The sequence below is a fragment of the Aeoliella mucimassa genome (assembly GCF_007748035.1).
GTDB lineage: Bacteria > Planctomycetota > Planctomycetia > Pirellulales > Lacipirellulaceae > Aeoliella > Aeoliella mucimassa.
The window spans coordinates 4969610-4991913 of record NZ_CP036278.1; the positions used below are offsets into that span (position 1 = coordinate 4969610).

Sequence of the window (22304 nt, forward strand, 5' to 3'; positions counted from 1 at the left end):
TTCTGTCATTCAACTTGACTCCAGTCGGGCGGGTTGCCATACTCCCGCACCTTATCGATGGCCCGCCGGTGCTGCGCCGGCAGGTTGGCTCTTATCTCCAGTGCATCAAAACAACGTGCGGAAACTCGGCTCCAATGCGATGAGTTGGCTCCAACCAACGTGCTACGTAGCATGCGTGGTGGTCGCTGCTGTCGCGATGGCCACTCCGGCTGGCGCACAGAGCATGATCCTGCGGACCTCGGCCGAAAGCACCGCAACAACTCCGCCGACTCCAACACCGGCGCCTGAAACCTACTCCCCTGCTCCGACGATGAGCGCAGCTCCGATGCTCGAACCAGTGTCTGGCGATTACCCGCCGGGTGCAGCCGGCGATGTCGCTCCCTCCGACTGGTGCGCCGACGAGTGGGGAGGCCCCATGGTCGAGCCCGCCTCGTCGGGTAGCCGCTGGAGCGACTGGCGCGAGCGGATGCGGTTTCGCCATTCCATGATGGACGGGCGAGCCATCGGCAAAGGGCAACCGCTGCGAACCACGAGCTGGCTGAATCGCCCTTACGAGTTTGGCATCGACACCGGTGCTTTCCTGATGGCCAACGACGTGAGCAGCAACAACACCAGCAACAACGATCTGATGGTCGCCGCCCACCTGGGATGGGACTGGGACCACTACTGGGGCGCCCAAGCCCGCATGACCTGGACCACGCCCGAGTTCGCCAGCAGTGTCGATTCGAACGACCAGAACACCAACACGCTGATGATGTACGACGTATCGCTGATGTATTACCCATGGGGTGATTCGCGCGTGCGTCCTTATTATCGACTTGGGATGGGGCTGACCGATCTCGACTTCATCAACCCCAGCGGGGTTCGCGAAGACAACACGCTGTTCACCATCCCCATGGGGCTGGGCATCAAGTACCAGACCGAGCGGTGGATGGCCATCCGCGCCGAAGCGATGGACAACATTGCCTGGGGACAGAACTCGGCCTCGAGCATGCACAACTTCACGCTCACCATCGGCTTCGAATGGCGCTACGGCGGGCGTCCCTCCAGCGGATGGTCGAGCCCCGCCGCCCAGCGAACCTGGTAGCTGCCTGGCGCTGCAGCGCCCTGTGCCGGTGTCACCGAAGCAAGTGGAGCACGAGTCGGCATCGACGGGCCTTCCTTGGTGCTCGCAACTTCTGCGGCTCTCCGCTCGGTCGAACTTCGCAGTTCCCCCCAGAGTGCCAATCTTCCCGCACCTGAGCCGGATAGATTCCCACCGCTCACGAATAGATTCCCAATTTTCCCACCGATGGGAAAATTGAATCCCCGCCCACGCTACAAAACCAGTGGTTTTCGCGCCCGAATAGATTCCCATTTCCCAAAACGCATCGAGTGGGAATCTATTTTCCCGCTGGGAATCTATCGCAAGTCGTTAGTGGGTAATAAGTTGCATCAACACCTCCGCGATAGTTGCCCAAAATAGATTCCCACCCATGGGAAACTATTCTGGGGGAGGAGTCAGGAATCAGGATTCGGGGGACAGGGAAGTTTTGGATTTATGATTTCTGAATGATGATTTCTGACTTGGGGAGGTCATCTTGAAGGAGTAGTAGGGTGGGTCCAGGAGCTTCCGGCGACGCAGCCCCACCAACCGCTTTACCTACACGCGCAGCAGCGAACTCCCACGCCGGCAACCATTCGCCTGCGCGTCGCTTTGAGTCTGACATTTAGAAAAACATCACATCTGATTCACCTCCTTTCATAAAAAGCCAACAGCCGATAGCTGATAGCTGAAAGCCGACAGCCTCACACACCTGTCCATTAGAACACCATATGTGGCCAATTTCCAGTGAAAAGCGGGCCATTTGAGAGACCGATTTCCCCCTCGATCCCGCGGGCGAAAGATCGCACGACCGACCTACCACCGAGACCGCTCGCCCCCAGGCAGACTATCGCGCATAAAAAAAGCGAAGTGGCAGACCGCTGGGGTCCACCACTTCGCTTGAAGTTGTAATGTTTCGCTTAACGCGAAGCAGTCCGCGACAGAGTCTTCGACTTCTGAGCAGCGGCTTGCAGATTGACGAACGACAGGTCGTCGTCGCTCAGGCGCGAGAACGGAACCGTCGTGGTGCGGCCGTTGTCCTTCATCAAGCGGACGAAGCCGTCGCCGACAGCCAGCAAGCGGGCGTTGACCGTGTAGGTTCCGGTGTTGTCGACCCAGTGACGCAGGTTCAAGCTGCCGAAACCACCTGGTTGCTCCAACACTGCACCGAAGCCAGTGCCGAACAGGTCGTCTTCGTCGGTCGATTCGCTCTCGTCAGCAGCAGGCTCATCCGCAGCGGGTTCTTCCGCAGGAGCACCGAACAGGTCGTCTTCATCGCTACCGGCGTCGAATAGGTTGTCGCTAGCAGGGGCATCGATCGCGGGGACCTCGATGCCGGAATCTTCCATCGCCGGCTCTTCGGCAGGTGCACCGAACAGGTCATCGTCGCCAGCACCACCGAATAGATTGTCGTCGGCGGGTTCCTCAGCGGGCTCTTCTTCCATGGCAGGCTCAGCAGCTGGCTCTTCGGCAGGAGCACCGAACAGGCTGTCGTCACCAGCACCACCGAACAGACCGTCGTCAGCGGGTTCCTCAGCGGGCTCTTCTTCCATGGCAGGCTCAGCAGCCGGCTCTTCGGCAGGTGCGCCGAACAGGCTATCATCGCCAGCACCACCGAACAGACCGTCGTCGGCGGGTTGCGCAGCGGGCTCTTCTTCCATGGCAGGCTCAGCAGCTGGTTCTTCGGCAGGAGCACCGAACAGGCTATCGTCGCCAGCACCACCGAACAGACCGTCGTCGGCGGCTTCCTCAGCGGGCTCTTCTTCCATGGCGGGCTCAGCAGCTGGCTCTTCAGCAGGAGCACCAAACAGGTTGTCGTCACTCGCATCTTCGCCGCCGAACAGGTTGTCGTCGGCTGGTTCGACGGTGGGCTCTAGCACCGCTGGTTCTTCGACGGCGGGCTCACCGAAAATCGATTCCTCGACAGCCGGCTCCACGACAGGTGACTCATCGACCGCAGGTTCTCCCACGGCGGATTCTTCGACCATGGGTTCCGCGGGAGCAGCTTCTTCGACCACGGGAGGTGCGACCAAGGTGGGCTCTTCCGTGGGAAGCGAAGGAGGTACTTCCTCTTCCACCGGCTTGTTCACTGCGCGATCGGTCTTGGGCTCTTCGCCGGCGAACGTTGCTGGGGCATCGGCCGGGGTGGGCTCGGGTGCCATGGTTGGTTCGGAAGCAGCCGACGACTCGGTCGACTCAATCACTTCGCCGGTGGTCTCGCAGTCGCAAGGCGACGAAGTGACCACTGTGGTTTCGCAGCAAGGTACGTAGCAAGGATCGCAACAAGGCGAAGGGGCACACACCACCACGCAGGGCTTGCGGCACAACCACCGCTGCGACAGCCATTGGCAGGCCTTAGCGGGGTCGACGGTTAAGCACAAACAAAGCATAGCCACGAGGGATACGCGAAGCAGGCGATGGAAAGTACGAAGACGCATGAGTGAATCTCTCTATGATCGCAAAAGATGAACTTATGTTCGTCGAACCCCTGGATTCCGTGGGGTGCCAATACCTTCCGTGTGAAAAACTATACTACCCACGCCGCGGGGCAAAAGCATAGTCCCTGGAGCTTTCAGAGTCCGAAAATCCCCGCTTTTTCGCTAGAATTCCCACGAAAGGGCCACTTTTGGCCCTCACTCAACACCCCAATTTGCTCACCCCAACATGCGGCGATGCCCGAAAGACCGGGCTACTGATTGTCGTGCTTTGGCTCCTCAATGCTGGGGAAAGCCACCTGGTACCGTCGGAACAGTACCTCGCACAGCCGGCCGCTCTTCTCGAACAGCAGCATGGCCTCGTTGTTATGTTGCTGCTGAACCTGCTCAAGCAGCTTGTCGCTCGAGAGTCCCGAGTTCGGCAAATGCTGCCCTTGCCAGACGTTGATCGCTTCGGCGTACAGGTCGGCCCCGTGCTGGTACCAGCTTGCCAGTTGTTCGGCAAACTGCAACGCTTGGGGATCGATATTGTCCGACATCGCCAACTTCACGGCCTTTGCGCCGTACAAGTAGGCCCGCCGGCGAACTTCGAGCACTTTGAATACGTTTTGTTCGTTCAGCGATTCATCGGCCGTGGCTTGCAGCCGCTCGACTTCGCCACGAATGCCGCCGAGCTTCGACCAGAAGGCAAGCGTATGCTCCCGTCGCTCAAGGAGCATCGGGTGCAGCGATTGATTGCTTTCAATCGTAACGGTGCTCACTTCTACCGGTTCCCCGTCGTCGAGATTCTCGGCCTCCAGACGCAACGCTTCCAGCTCGGCACTCAGCGCGGCGGCTTGTTGTTCGGGAGTCAAAGGTTCCATGCCGGGAGGAGGTGGCAGCCGCCAGTCGGCTGGCAGCGAGTCCATCACCGCGGTGTCGGCCAAGGTCGTGTACGCGGCCGCGTGCAGGTCGAGTCCCAGGTAGCGGGCCCCAAGCCAAACGCCGACAGCCACCGCGAGTACACATCCGGTGACCTCGAGCAGCGAGGTGCCATGGCGTTGTGTTTTCATGAATTCAGTTTTATCGATGCGCGTCATCATATCGTCCTCGCATCAGGTGCGAGTCCCCCTAAAAGGCAGGACCTGGTCATTCCGTGGCGGACCGTCCGACTGGGGCGGCGGTACTGGCTACAGGATGGAAACTATCATTGGAAGACTAGCTCACCGCTGGCTGAACTTGAAACTCGTTTGCCAGCCGAGGCGTTGCCCCGCAGGTTCGTTGACGGCCTGTAACGAATAGAACGATTACACCTGGCGTAGTAGGCAGCAGGCGAGCGCGGCGGTGCTTAGCGCTCGCCGCGGATGAGCCGCGCGTCGACGATGCTCAACAGCCCGGTTGCGACGTCGGTCTTGGATCCCTCTATCTGGGCGAGCACCTCTCCAGCGGGGCTGAGCACTTCCACCGAGTTATCGGTCGCGTGCATGGCTTCAATGCCATTGGATACCATCAGATCGCAGTGTTTGCGTTCGAGCTTGATGAGCGCCCGAATGCGATGGTCTTCGGTCTCAAGGGCAAATCCCACGACCCAACGGTTGCCCTTCGCAGCACCGAGCGTTGCAACGATGTCGTCGGTCTCGACCAATTCGAGCCGCAGTGGCTCGCCAGTCTTGGCGATCTTGCTACTGGCAATCACCTCGGGGCGGTAGTCGCAGGGAGCGGCCGCGCCGATCAAGCCGTCGCAGGTGGCAAACTCGTCGCGGGCGGCGGCCATCATCTCTTCGGTCGAGACCACCGGCACCACGATCGCCCCTTCGGGATAGTCGACTTCAACCGGCCCGGAGATCACCACCACCTCGTGACCTAGCTCCAAGGCGGCAAGCGTGAGCGCGCGTCCCATCCGCCCGCTCGAACCATTGGTGAGATACCGCACCGGATCGATGTACTGCCGCGTTGGTCCCGAGGTAATGAGAATTCTGGCCATGGTTTAGAGCTACCTAGGGAACGCGAACGTGGAATGGGGACTCGCACCTACCACTTGGGATACGAATCGTGAAACGAATGAAGCTGGGTTCGGGCCACCATCCTACTTGCAGCCGACTTCAAGACAATCGGCCGCTATTCCCCCAGCAGCTTTTCAATCGCCGTGGCGATGGCTGCCGGTTCGCTCATGCGGCCGGCTCCCTTTTCGCGGCAGCTTAGCCAACCTTCGTCGGGGCCGACGAAGTGAATGCCATCTTCGGCCAGCTGGGCGACGTTGCGCTGCACGGCCGGCTTGGCCCACATTTCGCAGTTCATCGCAGGGGCCATGAGCACGGGGCCTTCGAACGACAGCAGCAGCGTCGAGAGCAAATCGTCGGCGATGCCATGGGCGGCCTTCGCAAGCGTGTTGGCCGTTGCCGGGGCGATGACCATCAAATCGGCCTGCCGGGCGAGTTCGATGTGCGGGCCGAGCGGATGGCTGTGCGGCGGGAACGACTGGGTGGCAACTCCGCGGCCGGTAAGCGCCCGGAACGTTGCTGGACCGATGAACTCGGTGGCCGAGTCGGTCATCACGACACTCACGCCATGGCCGGCCTGAACAAGCTGGCTGGCCAGCGCTGCCGACTTGTAGGCGGCAACTCCGCCGGTAACGCCAAGGAGGATTTCGTGCGACATGGGCAGTGCTTTCGGCGGTCAGCGGTCAGCTCACAGCAGCCAGCGAGGGCCGACTGCTGTTCGCTGAATGCTGACAGCTTACAAAGCGGAGAGATCCACTTCGGGACCATCGTGCATCGTGGGTGGTTCGTCGGCCACGGTGCGAACTTCGCCGCCGGAGCCGAGGAAGATTTTGTCTTGCAGGATCTCCTGCACCACGATTTCCATTTTCTCGTCGGTATCGATGTCCACCAGCGGACGGGCGCCGCCGTTGATGGCCACGAGCCGCTTCTGGATGAGCGTCGACAGCTTAAAGCGGCCGCCCACCTTGTTCACAATCTCTTCTTCTTTGAGCGCATCGATCATGCGTCGAGTCCCTCTTGGGCCAAAATTTGGGCGATCTGGTCGACTGTGTGGTCGACCTCGTCATTGACTACCTGATACCTGTAATTGCTGGCTTGAGCCATTTCGCGACGGGCTACCTGCAGCCGACGGCGGATATCCTCATCGCTGTCGGTACGCCGAGCGCGGAGCCGGCGCTCCAATTCCTGGTCGTCCACGGTGATAAAGATGGTCACCGCCTGGGGGAATTGCTCAAGGGCCTTGCGCGCACCGTCGACGTCGATCTCCAGAATAACCCATTGCCCCCGGGCTAGACTAGGCCTAACTTCGTCGAGCAAGGTGCCATACCAGTGCCCACGGCCAAAAACCTCCATGCATTCCAAAAACTCACCAGCCGCGCGGCGAGCCGCAAACTCCTCGGCAGTCAGAAAATGGTAGTGCTGGCCATCGACCTCGCCCGGTCGGGGAGCACGCGTGGTGGCCGAAATGCTCAGCCGAACCGCCGGTTGCAGCCGATCGAGCACCGCTGCCACGACGGTCGATTTCCCCACCCCAGAGGGGCCGGAGATAATGACGAGTTGTCCTGGGCTAGGCGACTCGGAGGGCATGGCGTCGGCTCGATTGGAATCCTTACAGGGTGGGAGATTGCCACCAGGCTTGCTGGCGATGGTTGCCGACCGCTACTCGACGTTCTGCACCTGCTCGCGAATGCGTTCCAGGGCAGCCTTCATCTCGACGACATGCTGACTGATCTCGGTATCGTTGGCCTTCGAGCCAATGGTGTTGATCTCGCGACCCATTTCCTGCGAAATGAACTCGAGCTTGCGGCCCGAACTGTCCTGGGCGTTAATCGTCGCGTCGAACTGCACTAGATGGCTTTTGAGCCGCACGAGCTCTTCGGAGATGTCGCTCTTATCGACAAACAGACTTAGCTCACGCAGCAGATCGGCCGGTTCGACGGTCACGTTCAGCTCGGAGAGCGATCGGTTGACCCGCTCGGTAAGTCGCTCGCGATAGCCGACCGAGACGTCAGGAGCCCGTCGCTCGATGGCCGCGGCTTGCTCGCCGATTATCTGGCAGTTTTCCTGCAGGTCGGCCGCCAAGGCACGTCCTTCAGCCTCACGCATCTTGGTGAGCGCGGCCAAGGCTTCGCGGAGCGTTGGCTCGATGTGGGGCCAGTCTTCCTGCGAGTTTTGCTCGGGAGCACGGCGATCGTCGATCACGCCTGGCAGGGTCAGCAGCTCGCCGATGGCGATCTTGTCGCTGGCGCCGGTCGCTTGAGCGACTAACTTGGCCTGATTGAGGTAGCCGATGAGCACCTCGGAATTGATGCGGTAATCGTCGGCTTTGGTCGCCCGCTGCACATGCAGATTAAGCTGCACGGTCCCGCGGCGCACCCGTTTACGAACCAGGGCATCGATCTGCGGTTCGAGGGCTCCGTAGCCTTCGTTCGCCCGTAAACTGAGTTTGTAATGGCGCGAATTGATGGTCCGCAGTTCGACGGCCACGCTGAGGGTGTCGAACCGATTATGGGCTTCGCCAAAGCCAGTCATGCTTAGCAGCACAGCAGATACCCTTCGCGAAGAGACCGTTGTTTTCGAATCACGCAGACAAGTGCCAAGCGACGGGGGGATTACTCGGCTTCGGAAGTATCGGTGTCGCCAGCGGCAGGGGCCGACTCGGCACCGGCACCCGCATCAGCTCCGGCATCCGACGAGGTCGCACCAGCGGGGGCACGACGACTCAAACCTTCGAGCTGGGCGTCGCCGCCAACGCCGGTTTTGCCGTTGGCAAAATAGAGCGAGGCCGAAATGCAGACCACCATCCAGAACAGCGCGGTGTAAGCGGTGATCTTCGTGAAGGCGTCGCCTGCTTTGGCGCCAAACGCGCTGGAACCGCCAGGTCCGCCAAGTGCACCAGCCAAACCGCCGCCGCGTCCCTTCTGCACCAGGATGAGCAGAATCATGAACAGGGCGATCACTGACAGAACGAGCTTGAACAGGATTTCCATGGTTTCTTTTGGTTGAAAGTTAAATGCGGCCGAGTGACACTGCTGGACCGGCCAGCAGTGCCATTCTTGCCGACTTTGATCTCAACGGCGGGGCACTACAAGGCCAGGGCGATGCCCAGGAAGTCTTCCGCCTTCAGGCTTGCACCACCCACGAGGGCACCATCGACATTCGGCTGGCCCATCAATTCGGCGGCGTTGCTAGGCTTGACGCTACCACCGTACAAAATGCGAACCGTGTCGGCAATCTCGCCATTGTAGCTATCGGCGAGCAGTTTGCGAAGACCAGCGTGCACTTCCTCGGCCTGCTCAGGAGTAGCGACTTTGCCGGTTCCAATGGCCCAAACCGGCTCGTAGGCGATCACCAGCTTGGCCACCTGCTCGGCCGACAAACCGGCCAGCGAGCCTTTGAACTGCTCTTCGATCACTTCGGCGGTCTTGCCAGCTTCGCGTTGCTCGAGCAATTCGCCCACGCACACGATTGGAACCAGGCCAGCTTCGAGGGCGGCAATCGTCTTTTCGTTGACCACCGCGTCGGTCTCGCCGAGGATGTTGCGACGCTCGCTATGGCCGAGAATCACGTATTCGGCACCGACGTCGGTCAGCATCGAGGCGCTCACTTCGCCGGTGAACGCACCATTCGGCTGGGCGTACATGTTCTGGGCACCCAGGGCGACTGGCGAGTTGGCCAGGGCCTTGTTTACCGACTCGAGATAGATGAACGGCGGGCAGACCAGCAGGTCGGCGTTTTCGACGTCGCCGGCTCCCTTCGCCACGCCTTCGGCCAAAGCCACGGCCGTAGCGTGATCGGTATTCATCTTCCAGTTACCAGCGATCAATGTGCGACGCATAATTTGGATCTCCATCAAAACACAAGTGTCTCGCCTGACCAGCCGTGCTGGCGGTACGAGTTATTAGTTGTTGGGTAAGGGGTGAAGAGCCAGGCGACGGCTAGCCGCGGCAAGCACCCGATACCCAAGACCTAAAACGTTTTGCCCACCGCTTCGGCCACCTTGCGAATCTGAGCCGCCAGGGTGGCATACTGCTCGGGCAGTAGCGCCTGGGGACCATCGCTCATGGCTTCCTCGGGGCAGTTATGAACTTCAATATGGATTCCGTCTGCTCCGCAGGCCGCGGCGGCCAACGCACAGGCGGGAATCAACTCGGGGCGACCCGTGGCATGGCTCGGATCGACGATAATCGGTAGGTGCGACATCAGCTGCACCTGCGGTACCGCAGCGATATCGAGCATGTTGCGGCAAGCGTTGTCGAAGCCCTTGACGCCCCGCTCGCACAGCACCACTTCGGTCGTGCCGTTGGCGATCACGTACTCGGCGCTCATCAGCAGGTCTTTGATCGTGGCTGCCATGCCGCGCTTCATGAGCACGGGCTTATGGGTTTTGCCAACCTCGGTGAGCAGCACGAAGTTCTGCATGTTGCGGGCGCCGAGCTGAATCATGTCGGTGTATTCGGCCACCAATTCCACATGGCGAGGATCGATGACTTCGGTCACCACCGGCAGGCCATGCTTGTCGCCGACCTCGCGGAGGATCTTCAGCCCCTCTTCGCCGAGTCCCTGGAACGAGTAGGGACTGGTCCGCGGCTTGAACGCCCCGCCGCGCAGGATGTTGGCCCCGGCTGCCTTGATGGCAGCGGCGATCTCGTCGAGTCGCTCCGCACTTTCCACCGCACAGGGGCCGGCAATCATGCCAAAATGGCCACCGCCAAGCTTGGTAATCGCCGAGCCGCTGCCGACCTCCACCACCGTGGGCTGAGGATGGGCTTCGCGACTCGCCAGCTTGTAGGCCGGCATCACCGGCATGGCTTCTTCCACGCCAGGAATCGCCATGAGCGGCGCGGTTTGCACTTTTTCCTCGTCGCCAATCACGCCGATCACGGTGCGATAGGTCCCTTTGCTCAAATGAGGCTGCAGCCCCATGGCCTCGATCCGCTCAATCACATGATCGACCTGCTCGTCAGTAGCACCGTGTTTAAGGATGATGATCATGGCAGGAAGAGTCGGGGCTCAGAGGTGGGGGAGATAGAAAAGCGATGGTCAGGGTCGGGAATCGTGGGACGCCAGCAACGGGGGAAATGCTAGCCCCACTGCCTGAATCCTCGCCCCTACTCTACCCAATAGGCTCCCGATGCGCATAGGACCCGAGCACCACTAGCTGCTGGGCCTTTTTCTCCAAGGCCAATAGGGCTTTCTTACTGCGGGCTTCGGTCGCATGGCCGACGAATTCGATGAAGAACAAGTACCGCCCGCGGCTACCCGCGACCGGGAAGCTCTCGATCCAGGTCATGTTCAGCCGATTTCGCTTGAAAACGCCCATCGCGTCGGCCAGGGCGCCCGGCTCGTGGTTAATCTCGAGCATTAGCGCAGTCTTGTCGTTGCCCGACTTGCCGGCCATCTCGCGGGCGATCACGGCAAACCGGGTGACGTTGTCCTTGTTGTCCTCGATGTTCGGCACCAGCACCTCGAGCCCGTAGGCCTTGGCTGCCTGGGCGCTGGCGATGGCCGCCACGCTCGGATCGCTGGCCGCCTTGCGGGCGGCATCGGCCGTGCTGGCGACCGGATGGCACTCGGCACCTGGCAGGTGCTTGGCCAGCCAATTGCGACACTGCGAGAGTGCTTGCGGCTTACTCTCGACACGTCGCACCTCCGCCCGCGAACCGCTGCCGAGCAGGCAGTGGTGAATCACCAGCGGCAGCTCGCCGCAGATGCTCACCTGCGAGCGGGCGAAGCACTCGAGGGTGTCGCTCACTCGGCCATCGGTGGAATTTTCAAGCGGCACAATGCCATACGCGGCGGTCCCCTGCTCTACTTCTTCGAACACCGCAGCAATCGTAGCCACCGGCACCAGGTCGGCCGCAACGCCGAACTGCTCGATGGCCGCGATGTGGCTAAACGTGTGCTCGGGGCCGAGATAGGCAATCCGCTCGGCATGCGACAGCGACTGGCAAGCGGCCGAGATTTCGCGAAACACCGCCCCGATGGCCTCACCGTCGAGCGGCCCGCGATTGCGTTCCATCGCCTTCTGCACGACCGCTGACAAGTCGGTTCGCGCGTCGCTGGCGAGCTCCGCCCGCTCGTTGATGAGCTTCAGAATTTCGCGATCGAGTTTGTCGATCTCACGTTTCGGTCCACCGGTGCGTGCTGTCTTCTTCTTCGCCATGTTCGGTCCCTGGCTTGTCGTCGGGCGGTCTGCTCGGGAGAGCAGGATGCCCAATTCTAAGTCCTTATTCTGGCGGAAGTTGCACTCCGCCGCCTGCCAACTTGACTGCCAATTCGGTCGCTAGCAGGGCATGCCTTTTGAAGCAGAATGTCAATTTGGCAGCGACCAGCTCCGATGCCAGCCGAGCCTGAGACTCCACAGAAAGTCGCAAACCCTTTACTGCAAACATCTTACATCGTTTTTTGGGCAATGATAGCCCTATCGGCATGCACTTTGCTTTTCTCTGCCTGCGACACGGTCTGCCCACAGCGGGCTACCGTATGAACATAAACCTCCGCAAACTGCATTTTCATATTGGCCGTTGCCCTCCAACCAACCCAGGGCCACGGCGACCAACGGAAGAGAGGAATCTCATGGCAAGTGGTGAAAAAATCATTGGTATCGACCTTGGTACCACCAACTCGGTGGTCGCCGTAATGGAAGGCAAAGAGGCCAAGGTCATTCCAAACCCTGAAGGCAATCGCCTGACCCCCAGCGTCGTCGCGTTTACCGACAAGGGTGAAGTGCTCGTCGGCGAGCCGGCTCGTCGTCAGGCGGTAACCAACCCAACCAAAACGGTTTACTCCATCAAGCGCTTCATGGGCCGTCGTCACAACGAAGTGGCCAGCGAAGAGAAGATGGTGCCCTACGAAGTGATCGGCGGCAGCGAAGACTACGTGAAAGTCAACATCGCTGGCAAGGAATACACTCCGCCCGAAGTTTCGGCCAAGGTGTTGGTGAAGCTCAAGGAGTCGGCAGAGTCGTACTTGGGTCACAAAGTGAACAAGGCCGTGATCACGGTACCGGCCTACTTTAACGACGCTCAGCGTCAAGCCACGAAAGATGCCGGCCAGATCGCCGGTCTCGAAGTGGCTCGTATTATCAACGAACCCACGGCCGCGTCGCTCGCTTATGGTCTTGATAAGAACACTCAAGAAACCATCTGCGTGTTCGACCTTGGTGGTGGTACGTTCGACGTCTCGATCCTCGAAGTGGCCGACGGTGTGTTCCGCGTGATCAGCACCAACGGCGATACCCACCTCGGTGGCGACGACTTCGACGAAGAGCTGATCAACTACGTGGCCTCCGAGTTCCAGAAGGAACAAGGCATCGACCTGCGGAAGGACCAGATGGCCCTGCAGCGTCTGCAGGAAGCCTGCGAAAAGGCCAAGAAGGAACTCAGCTCGGCCCAGTCGACCGACATCAACTTGCCGTTCATCACGGCCGATGCCAGCGGTCCCAAGCACTTGCAAATGAACATCACTCGCGCCCAGTTCGAGCAACTGGTCGACAAACTGGTGGAGCGTGTGCGTGGCCCCGTGCTGCAAGCTCTGCAGGACGCCAAGCTCGATCCTTCGAAGATCGACGAAGTCGTGCTCGTGGGTGGTTCCACTCGTATTCCCAAGGTGCAGGAACTGGTCAAAGACATCTTTGGCAAGGACCCGCACAAGGGCGTGAATCCCGACGAAGTGGTAGCAGTCGGCGCGGCCATCCAAGGTGGTGTGCTGGCTGGCGACGTGCAGGACATCTTGCTGCTCGACGTCACTCCGCTGTCGCTCGGTATCGAAACCCTGGGTGGCGTGATGACCAAGTTGGTGGAAAAGAACACCACGATCCCTGTCGAACGCAAGCAGGTGTTCAGCACTGCCGACGATAACCAAACCGCGGTCACGGTTCGCGTGTTCCAAGGCGAACGCGAGATGTGTGTCGATAACCGGTTGCTTGGCGAGTTCAACCTCGAAGGCATTCCGCCAGCCCCGCGTGGCGTGCCGCAGATCGAAGTGAAGTTCGACCTCGACGCAAATGGTATTTTGAACGTCGCTGCCAAGGACCTTGGCACCGGCACCGAGCAGACCGTGAAGATCGAGCAATCCTCTGGCTTGTCGGAAGACGAGATCAAGAAGATGCAAGAAGACGCGGCCGCTCACGCCGAGGAAGACAAGAAGAAACGCGAGTTGGTCGAAGCACGCAACCGTGCCGATACGCTGGCCTACCAAGTGGAGAAGACGCTTAACGAGCAAGGCGACAAGATTGGCGAAGAGAACAAGAAGCCAATCGAAGCCGCCATTGCCAAGGTACGCGAAGCGGCTAAGGGTGAGGATCCCGACAAGATCAAGTCGGCCGTGTCCGAACTCGAAGCTGCCAGCCATGCCATGAGCGAGGCCATGTACAAGTCGGCCGCCGAAGCCGGTGCGAACGTCAACGACGAAACGGTCGGCGCTACCGCTGGCACCTCCGGCGACGACGACGCCATCGACGCCGAGTTTGAAGTAAAAGAGAACTAAGGATTAACGCTAGTCGCCAAGGGCGATTAGTCCTAGCTTCTCGAAAGCGAAGAACTTGCCCACTGCAACCAAACGCTAGTACGATTGGTTGCGGTGGGTGCTTCCAAGACACTCAGCTGGATTCATAGCTTGGTGAGACGGAGACAAGGAGCTTTGCCATGCAGATTCATATCGACGACAGCTTCAATCTAAGCTCCCAGGCTACTGCGGCAGGTTTTGCCAGTGTCAATCACTACATCCAACATTTGTTGGATCGCGACCGTGAACGTCTAGCGATTCAAGAAGGCTTGGACGACGTGAAACATGGACGCACGCAGGACCTCGAAGACTTTGATCGCGACTTTCGGGAAAAGAACAGTATTCCTCAGGCCGATTAAATGGTTCGTGTCGTCATAACCCAGTCGGCTGCCCGTGACATCCAAGCCGCGTACGACTGGTGGAGTGAGCATCGCTCCAAAGAACAAGCTAACCGCTGGTACCTTGAGATCTTCGAGCGAATCGCTTCTTTGAAAGAAAGTGCAACTCGCTACCCAGCAATACAAGAAGAAGGGTTACGTGAACTGGGACTTCGACAACTCTTGTTTGGAATTGGTCGTCGCCCCACCCATCGAATCATACTCGCCATTAACGATCAACAAGTCACCGTCTTAAGGGTGCGACACGTCGCCCAGCAGGATCTGGAGAGTGACGAGTTCTGATATCTCGCAAATAAACGAGCTAAGTTACGTTTCTCGGCGACTTAAATACAGACCGATCACAACTATGATCGATCAAACCAAGGTTTCATCAAGAATATCGAACAACCAGCGAACATCAAAGTTGCTTAAGGCAGGTGTTCGCACCTGCCTTTTTTCATGTCCGGCTCGCAGTACACGCTCCCAGCCCCGACTACTTTTCACTTAGAAATGGCCACCAGGCGCGATAGAATGCGGGATGCGCGATCGCGAATAATCGGCAACGATGACTACTGGCAACAAGGACGAACACTCAGAGCCCAGCACAGCTTGCAGGAGAATAGATTCCCAACGAATCGTTTGCGCAGAAATGGGAAACTAAACGACAACGCAAACGTAGAAATACCAGAGGGCAACTCCAACAAAACGTCCCACGTTGAGTCGACTCTCGTCCCTCCTAATCCCAGCTACCCCCATCTCTCAAGACCATGGCTTTTCGATTCGATAAACTGACCCTCAAAGCTCAAGAAGCGGTGCAGCGTGCGCAGGAACTTGCTGCCGACGCAGGCAATCCGCAGATCGAGCCTTTGCATTTGCTCTCGGCCTTAATCGCCGAGACCGAAGGTATCGTCCGCCCGGTGTTGGCCAAGATGAACGCCAACGTAGGGCAGTTGCAGTCGATGATCACCTCGGAGCTTAGCCGACTGCCGAAGTCGTCGGGCGGGTCGCCGCCGAGCGTGGGGGCGGAGCTGACGCGCGTGCTCGAGTCCGCCCAGGCGGAAGCCGAAGCGATGAAGGACGAGTTTGTCTCGACCGAGCATCTGCTTCTGGCGCTGGCCAAAACCAAGTCGAAGGCTTCGGCCACGCTCGAACTGAACGCGATTACCGAGAAAGATCTGCTTGCAGCCATGCAGCAAGTCCGCGGTTCCGCCCGGGTGACCGACCAGGAGCCCGAGGGCAAGTTCCAGGCGCTCGAAAAATATGGCATCGATCTGGTGGAACGCGCGCAGCAAGGCAAGCTCGATCCGGTGATCGGCCGCGATAACGAGATTCGCCGGGTGATTCAGGTGCTTTCCCGCCGACGGAAAAACAACCCGGTGCTCATCGGCGAGCCTGGCGTTGGTAAGACCGCCATTGCCGAAGGGCTCGCGCTGCGCATCGTGCAAGGCGACGTGCCCGAAAGCCTGAAGGGCCGCCGAGTGGTCGCGCTCGACATGGGCGCGCTCGTTGCAGGTGCCAAGTACCGCGGTGAGTTCGAAGAGCGTCTCAAGGCGGTGCTTCGCGAAGTGGAAGACTCAGCCGGCAGCGTCATCATGTTCATCGACGAGCTGCACACGGTGGTCGGCGCCGGGGCGGCCGAAGGCTCGGGCGACGCCGCCAACCTGCTCAAACCAGCCCTCGCCCGCGGCGAGCTGCGGTGCATCGGGGCGACGACGCTCGACGAGTATCGCAAATACATCGAGAAGGACGCCGCACTTGAGCGGCGATTCCAGCCGGTGTTCGTCGGCGAGCCAAGCGTCGACGATACACTTGCGATCCTCCGCGGTTTGAAGCCTCGCTACGAAGCTCATCATCAAGGCGTAAAGGTCAAAGACTCCGCCCTGGTGGCCGCGGCCGAGTTGTCGGATCGCTACATTGCCGACCGACATCTGCCTGACAAAGCGATCGACCTGGTCGACGAAGCGATGAGCCGTCTGGCGATGGAACTGCAGAGCGTGCCGCAGGAAATCGACGAGGTGCAGCGCAAGATCACCCAACTCGAACTCGCCGCCCGACAACTGGCGGAAGAGACCGAGGAGCATGCGCAAGGTCGGCTGAAAGAAATTAACGCCGAGATGGAAACCTTGCGGCATCAACTCGCCAGCCTTCGCGAACAATGGGAAGCCGAAAAGCTTGGCGTCGGCGACGTCGCCAGCGTGCGGCAGCAACTCGAGGAAGCCAAGCTGGCGTTCGAGCATCAGTACACGGCCGTGCAAGAGAAACAATCGAGCGGCCACCGCCCCGACGAGGCCGACTACCAGAAACTGTCGCAGCTCGATCAATCGCGGGCAAAGCTCGAAAAGCAACTGGCCGAAATCGAAGCTCGGCAAGACGAAGCGGAAAGCGAACCGCACAGCTCCAAACGCAAACTCCTGCGGCAAGAAGTCGGTCCCGACGAAATTGCCGAAGTGGTGAGCGCCTGGACTGGTATTCCGGTGAATCGCATGATGGAGACCGAGCGGGCGAAGCTGCTGGTACTCGAAGAGCGACTGCATCAACGCGTGGTCGGACAGCATACCGCGGTAGAAGCCGTGGCGAACGCGGTGCGTCGTAGTCGCAGCGGACTACAGGATCCGAACCGGCCAATTGGTTCGTTCCTGTTCTGCGGGCCTACCGGCGTCGGCAAGACCGAACTTTGCAAAGCACTCGCGCAAGTGATGTTCGACGACGAGAACGCGATGGTGCGACTCGACATGAGTGAGTTCATGGAGAAGCACACCGTGAGTCGGCTGATCGGTGCTCCTCCCGGATACGTTGGCTACGAAGAAGGTGGCAAGCTCACCGAAGCGGTCCGCCGGCGTCCGTACTGCGTAGTGCTGCTCGACGAAATCGAGAAGGCCCACCGCGACGTGTTCAACATCCTACTGCAGGTGCTCGACGATGGCCGACTGACCGATAACCACGGACACACGGTCGACTTCACGAACACAATCATCGTGATGACCTCGAACGTGGGCAGCCAGATGATTCAGGAACTGGCCAGCGGAGGAGGCTCGACCGAAGAGATGCACCGCGCGGTGACCGACGCCCTGTCGGCGAGGTTCCTGCCGGAGTTCTTGAACCGTATCGACGAGACGATTGTGTTCGAACCGCTCGGGCGGGACGAGATCCGCCATATCGTCGATCTGCAGGTATCGCACTTGGAGCGACTGCTCAACAAGCAAGGCCTGGAGCTCGTGGTGACCGACGCCGCGCGGCAAGAGATTGCCAACCGGGGTTACGACCCCATGTACGGCGCACGACCGCTCAAGCGTGTGGTGCAGCAACAGCTGCAAAACCCGCTGGCGACGGAACTACTGAAGGGAGAGTTCCCCGAAGGTGCCACCGTGGAGATCGGCTACGACGATCCGGCGTTCACTTTCACGAGAAGTTAATCGCAACACGCTTTTAGGTGGCGCTCCGCCAAGGGAGCGCCACCTGCTTTAGCGATCGGTTTCCTCAAGCTTCCAGTCTTCGATCAACACCTCGGCACCGGGAGTCATTCCCCGAAGCTTGCGGGCGATCTCAGCTTTCTCGCTAGGAGAAGCCTTTGAAAGACGCGACTTGAGTTTGGTGAGACCTTCGCGACGCTTGCGGCGACGACGAATCTCGCGTTGACGTTCACTACCAGGCATGTATGACGCTCCAGTACTGGGAGGATGGATTCTTTGAAGCTTGTGATTGTAACCACCGATTGCCTGGGCGAAAAGGCGGGGGAAACCTCGGTTTTTGCCGTGCGGGGCCCGTTTTCGCCGGCACGGTTTGCAGGTATCCGCTGCCAGAGGGTGTGAAACGCCTTACAGAACCGCCGCGACCTGGCTCGTATGATTCGGCACCACCACGTTGGTTCCCCCATCCCTCACCTGGAGTATGAAATTGAAAACACGAACCCTGACGCTCCCTGCCCTGCTGCTGTCGGCCCTGGCAGTGCCCGCTTTTGCCGAAGACCAGCCTGCTGCTGCCGACGAGCCGACCAAGACGCTGGCCGAACAACTGGAAGAGACAAACAAGAAGTCGGTCGATCGGCTACCAGAAGCAACCCGCATGAAGTTCAAGCAGGCCATCGATGAGGTTCGCGAGAGCAAGATCGAGAAGACCGCCAAGCAGGTCGGCGACCAGGCCCCCGATGGAACACTAGCGGGCTGGGATGGCGAAGAGGTCACACTGAGCGAACTCTGGAAAGAGCAGCCGATCGTGCTGATGTGGTACCGGGGCGGTTGGTGCCCTTACTGCAACTTGCAGCTCAAGGCGATGGAAGAATCGCTCGGCGAACTGGAAGGAGCCGGCGCCCGACTCGTGGTGTTGAGCCCCGAGCTGCCTGAGAACGCTAAACAAACCGCCGAAGCGAACGAGCTGACCTTCAAAGTGCTGCACGACAGCCAAAGCGAGCTGGCCCACAAGTACGGCATCGTCTTTCCGCTCTCCGATCTGATCACGGGCATTTATCGCGATCGACTGAAGCTTCCCGCTGTGAATGGCTACGACACAATGGAGCTTCCGCTCGCAGCGACCTACATTGTCGACCGACAAGGCGTAATTCGTTATGCTTTCCTGGACGCCGACTACAAGAAGCGAGCCGAGCCGGCAGAGATCATTAAGGCCGTAAAGACACTCGACAACGAATAACGTGGTTGCCCCGACTGCACTTGGCAAGTAGCCGGCGACCACCACAGGGAGACATCGCATGAAATGTCCACGTGATGGAGCCGAACTTGCCACGGTGCAGGTCGACGGAATCGAACTCGACAAGTGCCATCACTGCGACGGCATTTGGTTCGACGCTGGCGAACTCGATAAGGTCCGCAAGCTCGAACGGTCGGCCATCGAGCAAGAACTCGAACGCGAATATGGCAATCCCGAAGTCGTTGCCGGCAAAGTGGATGGCTACATGCGTTGCCCTCGCTGCGCGGACGGTCGCTTGAACGAGCTGACCTACACTTACAAGAAGCGAGTGAAGATCGACCGCTGCGATCAATGCCACGGTGTGTGGGTGGACGACAACGAACTCGACGCGATTATCGGCGAGCAAAAGCAACTACAACAAATGAACGACACCAGCGCGATTCGCGCGTTCATGCGAGCCGCGAGTGCTGCGTTCGGCTAGCTGCTTGGGAGCCACGAGGAAACAACTGTCGGCACTTAACAACACGGAAGGGGCAACTGCCCCTAGTCGCCGAAGCGGATGCCTTGGGCAAGCGGCAGTGCGGTACCGTAGTTGATCGTGCAGGTGGTGCGTCGCATGTACTGCTTCCAACTGTCGGAGCCGCTTTCGCGACCGCCACCGGTCTCTTTCTCACCGCCGAAGGCACCACCGATCTCGGCACCGCTCGTGCCGATGTTCACGCCCGCCAACCCGCAGTCGGAACCCGCTGGGCCGATGAACTTGTGAGCCTCGCGCATGTCGTTGGTAAAGATGGCCGACGACAACCCTTGTGGCACCGCGTTATGCATCTCGATTGCGTCGTCGAAGTTCTCGTAAGCGACCATGTACATGAGCGGAGCAAAGGTCTCCTCGTGCATGATCGGCGTTTGCCGCGGCAGCCGAACGATGGCCGGTTGCACGTAGACGCCCCCTTCGGGTACGTCGTCGAACACACGATCGCCGCCGCAGAGCAGGTGACCACCTTCGTCGTGAGCCGCCGCCAGGCTGGCCTGCATTTTGTCGAACGAAGCTTCATCTACGAGTGGACCGACCAGCGTGCCATCCTCGCGCGGGTCGCCGATCGGCAGTGACGAGTAAGCCTTCTGCAGTCGCTCGACGAGTTCGTCGTACACCGACTCGTGCACGAACAATCGCCGCAAGCTGGTGCAGCGTTGACCACACGTACCAACGGCTGCGAACGTGATCGCCCGAATCGCCATATCGAGATCGGCCGATGGGGTAACGATCATGCCGTTGTTGCCGCCGAGTTCGAGCAGGCTGCGTCCTAACCGACTGGCGACCACTTGCGCTACCGAGCGTCCCATCGGCACCGAACCAGTGGCAGAAACCAACGGCACTCGCGGGTCGCTGGCCAAGGCCGCGCCGACATCGGCTCCGCCGATCACCACGGTGGACAGTCCGCTAGGAGCGTCGCTCCCGAACCGGGCTGCCGCGAGGGTAACGATCTGGTTGCACGCCAGGGCGATGAGCGGGGTTTGCTCGGACGGTTTCCAGACGATGGGGTCGCCACAAACCAGGCCGATCATGGCGTTCCACGCCCACACTGCAGCGGGGAAGTTGAACGCCGAAATCACGCCAACCGGACCGAGGGGATGCCATTGCTCGATCAAACTGTGCTCGGGCCTTTCGGTCGCGATGGTCAGACCATGTAACTGCCGCGAGAGTCCGACCGCGAATTCGCAGACGTCAATCCATTCCTGGATCTCACCTTCCGCTTCAGGGCGAATCTTGCCAGCTTCCAGCGTGATCAATTCGGCCAGCTTCGACTTGTTCTCGCGAACGAGATCGCCGATTAGTCGTACCAACTCACCTCGGCGAGGAGCCGGCACGGTGCGCCACTGGCGAAAGGCATGCTCGGCCGCCATCACCGCGTCGCCCACCTGCGGGGCAGTTGCGGCGCGAATCTGGCACGTTGGCTTTCCATCAATCGGCGAACAAGGCGAAAACACCTCGCCGGCCGCGCCGCGAGGGTACGGGTCGAGGGCCCACAGGCCGGAGAACGTATCGCCATCGGCGGGGGGCAAGATATGCTCGGGCAGTTGCATCACGAGTCCTTTCCAAGGAACAGTCTAGTCGACTGTTCTACGGTTGCAGTTCGGGTCGGGGGTCGCTGGCGATCGGGGCGCGAACCTGGGTGGCCGAAGCGTACGGCGCACCGAAACGGTTCTTCAGGAAGTCGGGCAAGCGAACATCCTCCTGGCGAACAAAACCCGATTTGGGCAGTTTACCGTCGCGCCACAGGTCGACCACCGCACACAACGACGTCGCAGTGGTAATCTGAATGCTACTGGCTTCGATTCCATGGATATCGCCATGGTACACCTTACGAGCATCTGACAACTGCTTGTATTCGCCGTTCTTCCAACCGGTAACCGTACTGAACACCAGCACAACGTCTTGATGCGTGCATGGCACCGAAGCTTCCAGCAACTCCTTAAGCAGACCACGTTGGTTGTGGAATCGCAACCCCGAGAGCAGGAAGCTCATCAGGTAACGATGCCCCACGTAGCGAACTGTCTTGTAGTCGAGTTCGTGCACTTCGCCGGCCAGGGTTTCGCATAAAGTGCCGAGACCACCAGAGGTGTTGAACGCCTCGTAGTCGACGCCGTCGAGGGCGAACTGTTCCAGGCCTTCAAGCGGTTGCAGCTGCACCTGAATGCCCTCACGAATGGCTTCGCAGGGATTGCAGTACTCGTTGATCAGGCCATCGGTCGACCAGGTCAAGTTGTACTTGAGCATGTTATCAGGGTACAAAGGCAGCGCGCCGACACGCATCTTCACGCGGTCGAGCTTGTCGAAGTGCTGACACAGATCGTAGGCGAGAATGCCGATGAATCCCGGGGCGAGACCACACTGCGGCATGAAGATCTGCCCGTCGGCTGCTTGCTCGGCCACCGAACGCACAGCAGCAGTGGTCGCTACGTCTTCGGTCAGGTCGAAGTAGCTCGCACCGACCTCGAGGGCCACGCGGGCGATGCCTTCGTTCACGTCGAACGAGCAGGCCGAAACCACCGCGTCTAACCCTTCGCTAAACGCTTTGACTTGCTCGCTATCGGAGACCTCGACCAGTTTCGTGGCAACCGGAGTTACCGCAGCAAGCGAATCGAGCGCTACTTGCGAAACGTCGCCGACCAGCACGTCGTAATCGTCCGAATGGTGCAATAACCTAGCGATCGCCCGACCAATTTTGCCAGCACCAAGGATGCCGATTTTCTTTCTCTCTGGCAACGCAGAACCTCT

Annotated in this window: 21 protein-coding genes; 7 read left to right on the top strand and 14 right to left on the bottom strand. The window is 59.8% G+C overall.

The window, feature by feature from the left end:
* Positions 1-139 precede the first annotated feature (139 nt).
* A complete protein-coding gene (locus Pan181_RS19465; protein WP_145249263.1) occupies positions 140-1087 on the top strand; it encodes an outer membrane beta-barrel protein in 948 nt (315 codons plus the stop codon).
* A 917-nt stretch (positions 1088-2004) separates the two neighbouring features.
* Here the strand turns inward: Pan181_RS19465 and Pan181_RS19470 are convergent.
* From Pan181_RS19470 to pheA, 11 genes are all read right to left on the bottom strand, one after another.
* Entirely contained in the window at positions 2005-3522 is a 1518-nt protein-coding gene (locus Pan181_RS19470) for an SHD1 domain-containing protein (protein WP_145249264.1), read from the bottom strand.
* 251 nt (positions 3523-3773) lie between these two features.
* Complete coding sequence (locus tag Pan181_RS19475) at positions 3774-4571, bottom strand: hypothetical protein (protein WP_145249265.1); 798 nt, start codon at positions 4569-4571, stop codon at positions 3774-3776.
* 275 nt (positions 4572-4846) lie between these two features.
* Positions 4847-5482, bottom strand: coding sequence for a phosphopantothenoylcysteine decarboxylase domain-containing protein (locus Pan181_RS19480; RefSeq protein WP_145249267.1), 636 nt, complete (start codon positions 5480-5482; stop codon positions 4847-4849).
* 134 nt (positions 5483-5616) lie between these two features.
* The gene (locus tag Pan181_RS19485) at positions 5617-6156 is read right to left on the bottom strand and encodes a flavoprotein (protein WP_145249269.1); all 540 of its coding nucleotides are present in this window, start codon (positions 6154-6156) and stop codon (positions 5617-5619) included.
* Between the two features lie 78 nt (positions 6157-6234).
* Entirely contained in the window at positions 6235-6501 is a 267-nt protein-coding gene (locus Pan181_RS19490) for a DNA-directed RNA polymerase subunit omega (protein ID WP_145249271.1), read from the bottom strand.
* Positions 6498-7085 (bottom strand): guanylate kinase, encoded by a 588-nt coding sequence (gmk, locus tag Pan181_RS19495; protein ID WP_145249272.1) that lies wholly within the window; start codon positions 7083-7085, stop codon positions 6498-6500. The genes Pan181_RS19490 and gmk overlap by 4 nt, the downstream gene beginning before the upstream one ends.
* 72 nt (positions 7086-7157) lie before the next feature.
* The gene (locus tag Pan181_RS19500; protein WP_145249274.1) at positions 7158-8030 is read right to left on the bottom strand and encodes a YicC/YloC family endoribonuclease; all 873 of its coding nucleotides are present in this window, start codon (positions 8028-8030) and stop codon (positions 7158-7160) included.
* Positions 8031-8110: 80 nt separating this feature from the next.
* Entirely contained in the window at positions 8111-8488 is a 378-nt protein-coding gene (secG, locus tag Pan181_RS19505) for a preprotein translocase subunit SecG (protein WP_145249276.1), read from the bottom strand.
* Positions 8489-8583: 95 nt separating this feature from the next.
* On the bottom strand, positions 8584-9336 hold the full coding sequence (tpiA, locus tag Pan181_RS19510; RefSeq protein ID WP_197528526.1) for a triose-phosphate isomerase: 753 nt from the start codon (positions 9334-9336) through the stop codon (positions 8584-8586).
* 131 nt (positions 9337-9467) lie between these two features.
* Positions 9468-10493, bottom strand: coding sequence for a 3-deoxy-7-phosphoheptulonate synthase (gene aroF / locus Pan181_RS19515; protein ID WP_145249278.1), 1026 nt, complete (start codon positions 10491-10493; stop codon positions 9468-9470).
* Positions 10494-10614: 121 nt separating this feature from the next.
* Positions 10615-11664 (bottom strand): prephenate dehydratase, encoded by a 1050-nt coding sequence (pheA, locus tag Pan181_RS19520; RefSeq protein WP_145249280.1) that lies wholly within the window; start codon positions 11662-11664, stop codon positions 10615-10617.
* 413 nt (positions 11665-12077) lie between these two features.
* Between pheA and dnaK the strand changes: the two genes are divergently transcribed.
* The 4 genes from dnaK to clpB all read left to right on the top strand — a co-directional run bounded on the left by dnaK (position 12078) and on the right by clpB (position 17796).
* Positions 12078-13988 (top strand): molecular chaperone DnaK, encoded by a 1911-nt coding sequence (gene dnaK / locus Pan181_RS19525; protein ID WP_145249282.1) that lies wholly within the window; start codon positions 12078-12080, stop codon positions 13986-13988.
* Positions 13989-14146: 158 nt separating this feature from the next.
* Positions 14147-14365 carry a hypothetical protein gene (locus Pan181_RS19530; protein ID WP_145249283.1) on the top strand — a complete coding sequence of 73 codons (219 nt, stop codon included), beginning with the start codon at positions 14147-14149 and terminating at the stop codon, positions 14363-14365.
* Positions 14366-14686 carry a type II toxin-antitoxin system RelE/ParE family toxin gene (locus tag Pan181_RS19535; RefSeq protein ID WP_145249285.1) on the top strand — a complete coding sequence of 107 codons (321 nt, stop codon included), beginning with the start codon at positions 14366-14368 and terminating at the stop codon, positions 14684-14686. It abuts the gene before it with no gap.
* Positions 14687-15150: 464 nt separating this feature from the next.
* Complete coding sequence (clpB, locus tag Pan181_RS19540; protein WP_145249287.1) at positions 15151-17796, top strand: ATP-dependent chaperone ClpB; 2646 nt, start codon at positions 15151-15153, stop codon at positions 17794-17796.
* A gap of 48 nt (positions 17797-17844) precedes the next feature.
* On the opposite strand, the gene Pan181_RS19545 is transcribed toward clpB, so the two are convergent.
* The gene (locus tag Pan181_RS19545) at positions 17845-18036 is read right to left on the bottom strand and encodes a DUF6800 family protein (RefSeq protein ID WP_145249289.1); all 192 of its coding nucleotides are present in this window, start codon (positions 18034-18036) and stop codon (positions 17845-17847) included.
* Positions 18037-18271: 235 nt separating this feature from the next.
* Here Pan181_RS19545 and Pan181_RS19550 point away from each other — a divergent pair, with 235 nt between their 5' ends.
* Together Pan181_RS19550 and Pan181_RS19555 are read left to right on the top strand one after the other, a co-directional pair.
* A complete protein-coding gene (locus Pan181_RS19550; protein ID WP_145249291.1) occupies positions 18272-19027 on the top strand; it encodes a peroxiredoxin-like family protein in 756 nt (251 codons plus the stop codon).
* 58 nt (positions 19028-19085) lie between these two features.
* Positions 19086-19505, top strand: coding sequence for a TFIIB-type zinc ribbon-containing protein (locus Pan181_RS19555; protein ID WP_145252351.1), 420 nt, complete (start codon positions 19086-19088; stop codon positions 19503-19505).
* 62 nt (positions 19506-19567) lie between these two features.
* Here the strand turns inward: Pan181_RS19555 and amaB are convergent, their stop codons facing one another.
* A complete protein-coding gene (amaB, locus tag Pan181_RS19560) occupies positions 19568-21109 on the bottom strand; it encodes an L-piperidine-6-carboxylate dehydrogenase (RefSeq protein WP_145252352.1) in 1542 nt (513 codons plus the stop codon).
* A gap of 37 nt (positions 21110-21146) precedes the next feature.
* Positions 21147-22292, bottom strand: a complete 1146-nt coding sequence (locus tag Pan181_RS19565; protein ID WP_145249293.1) for a saccharopine dehydrogenase family protein — start codon at positions 22290-22292, stop codon at positions 21147-21149.
* Between the last annotated feature and the right edge of the window lie 12 nt (positions 22293-22304).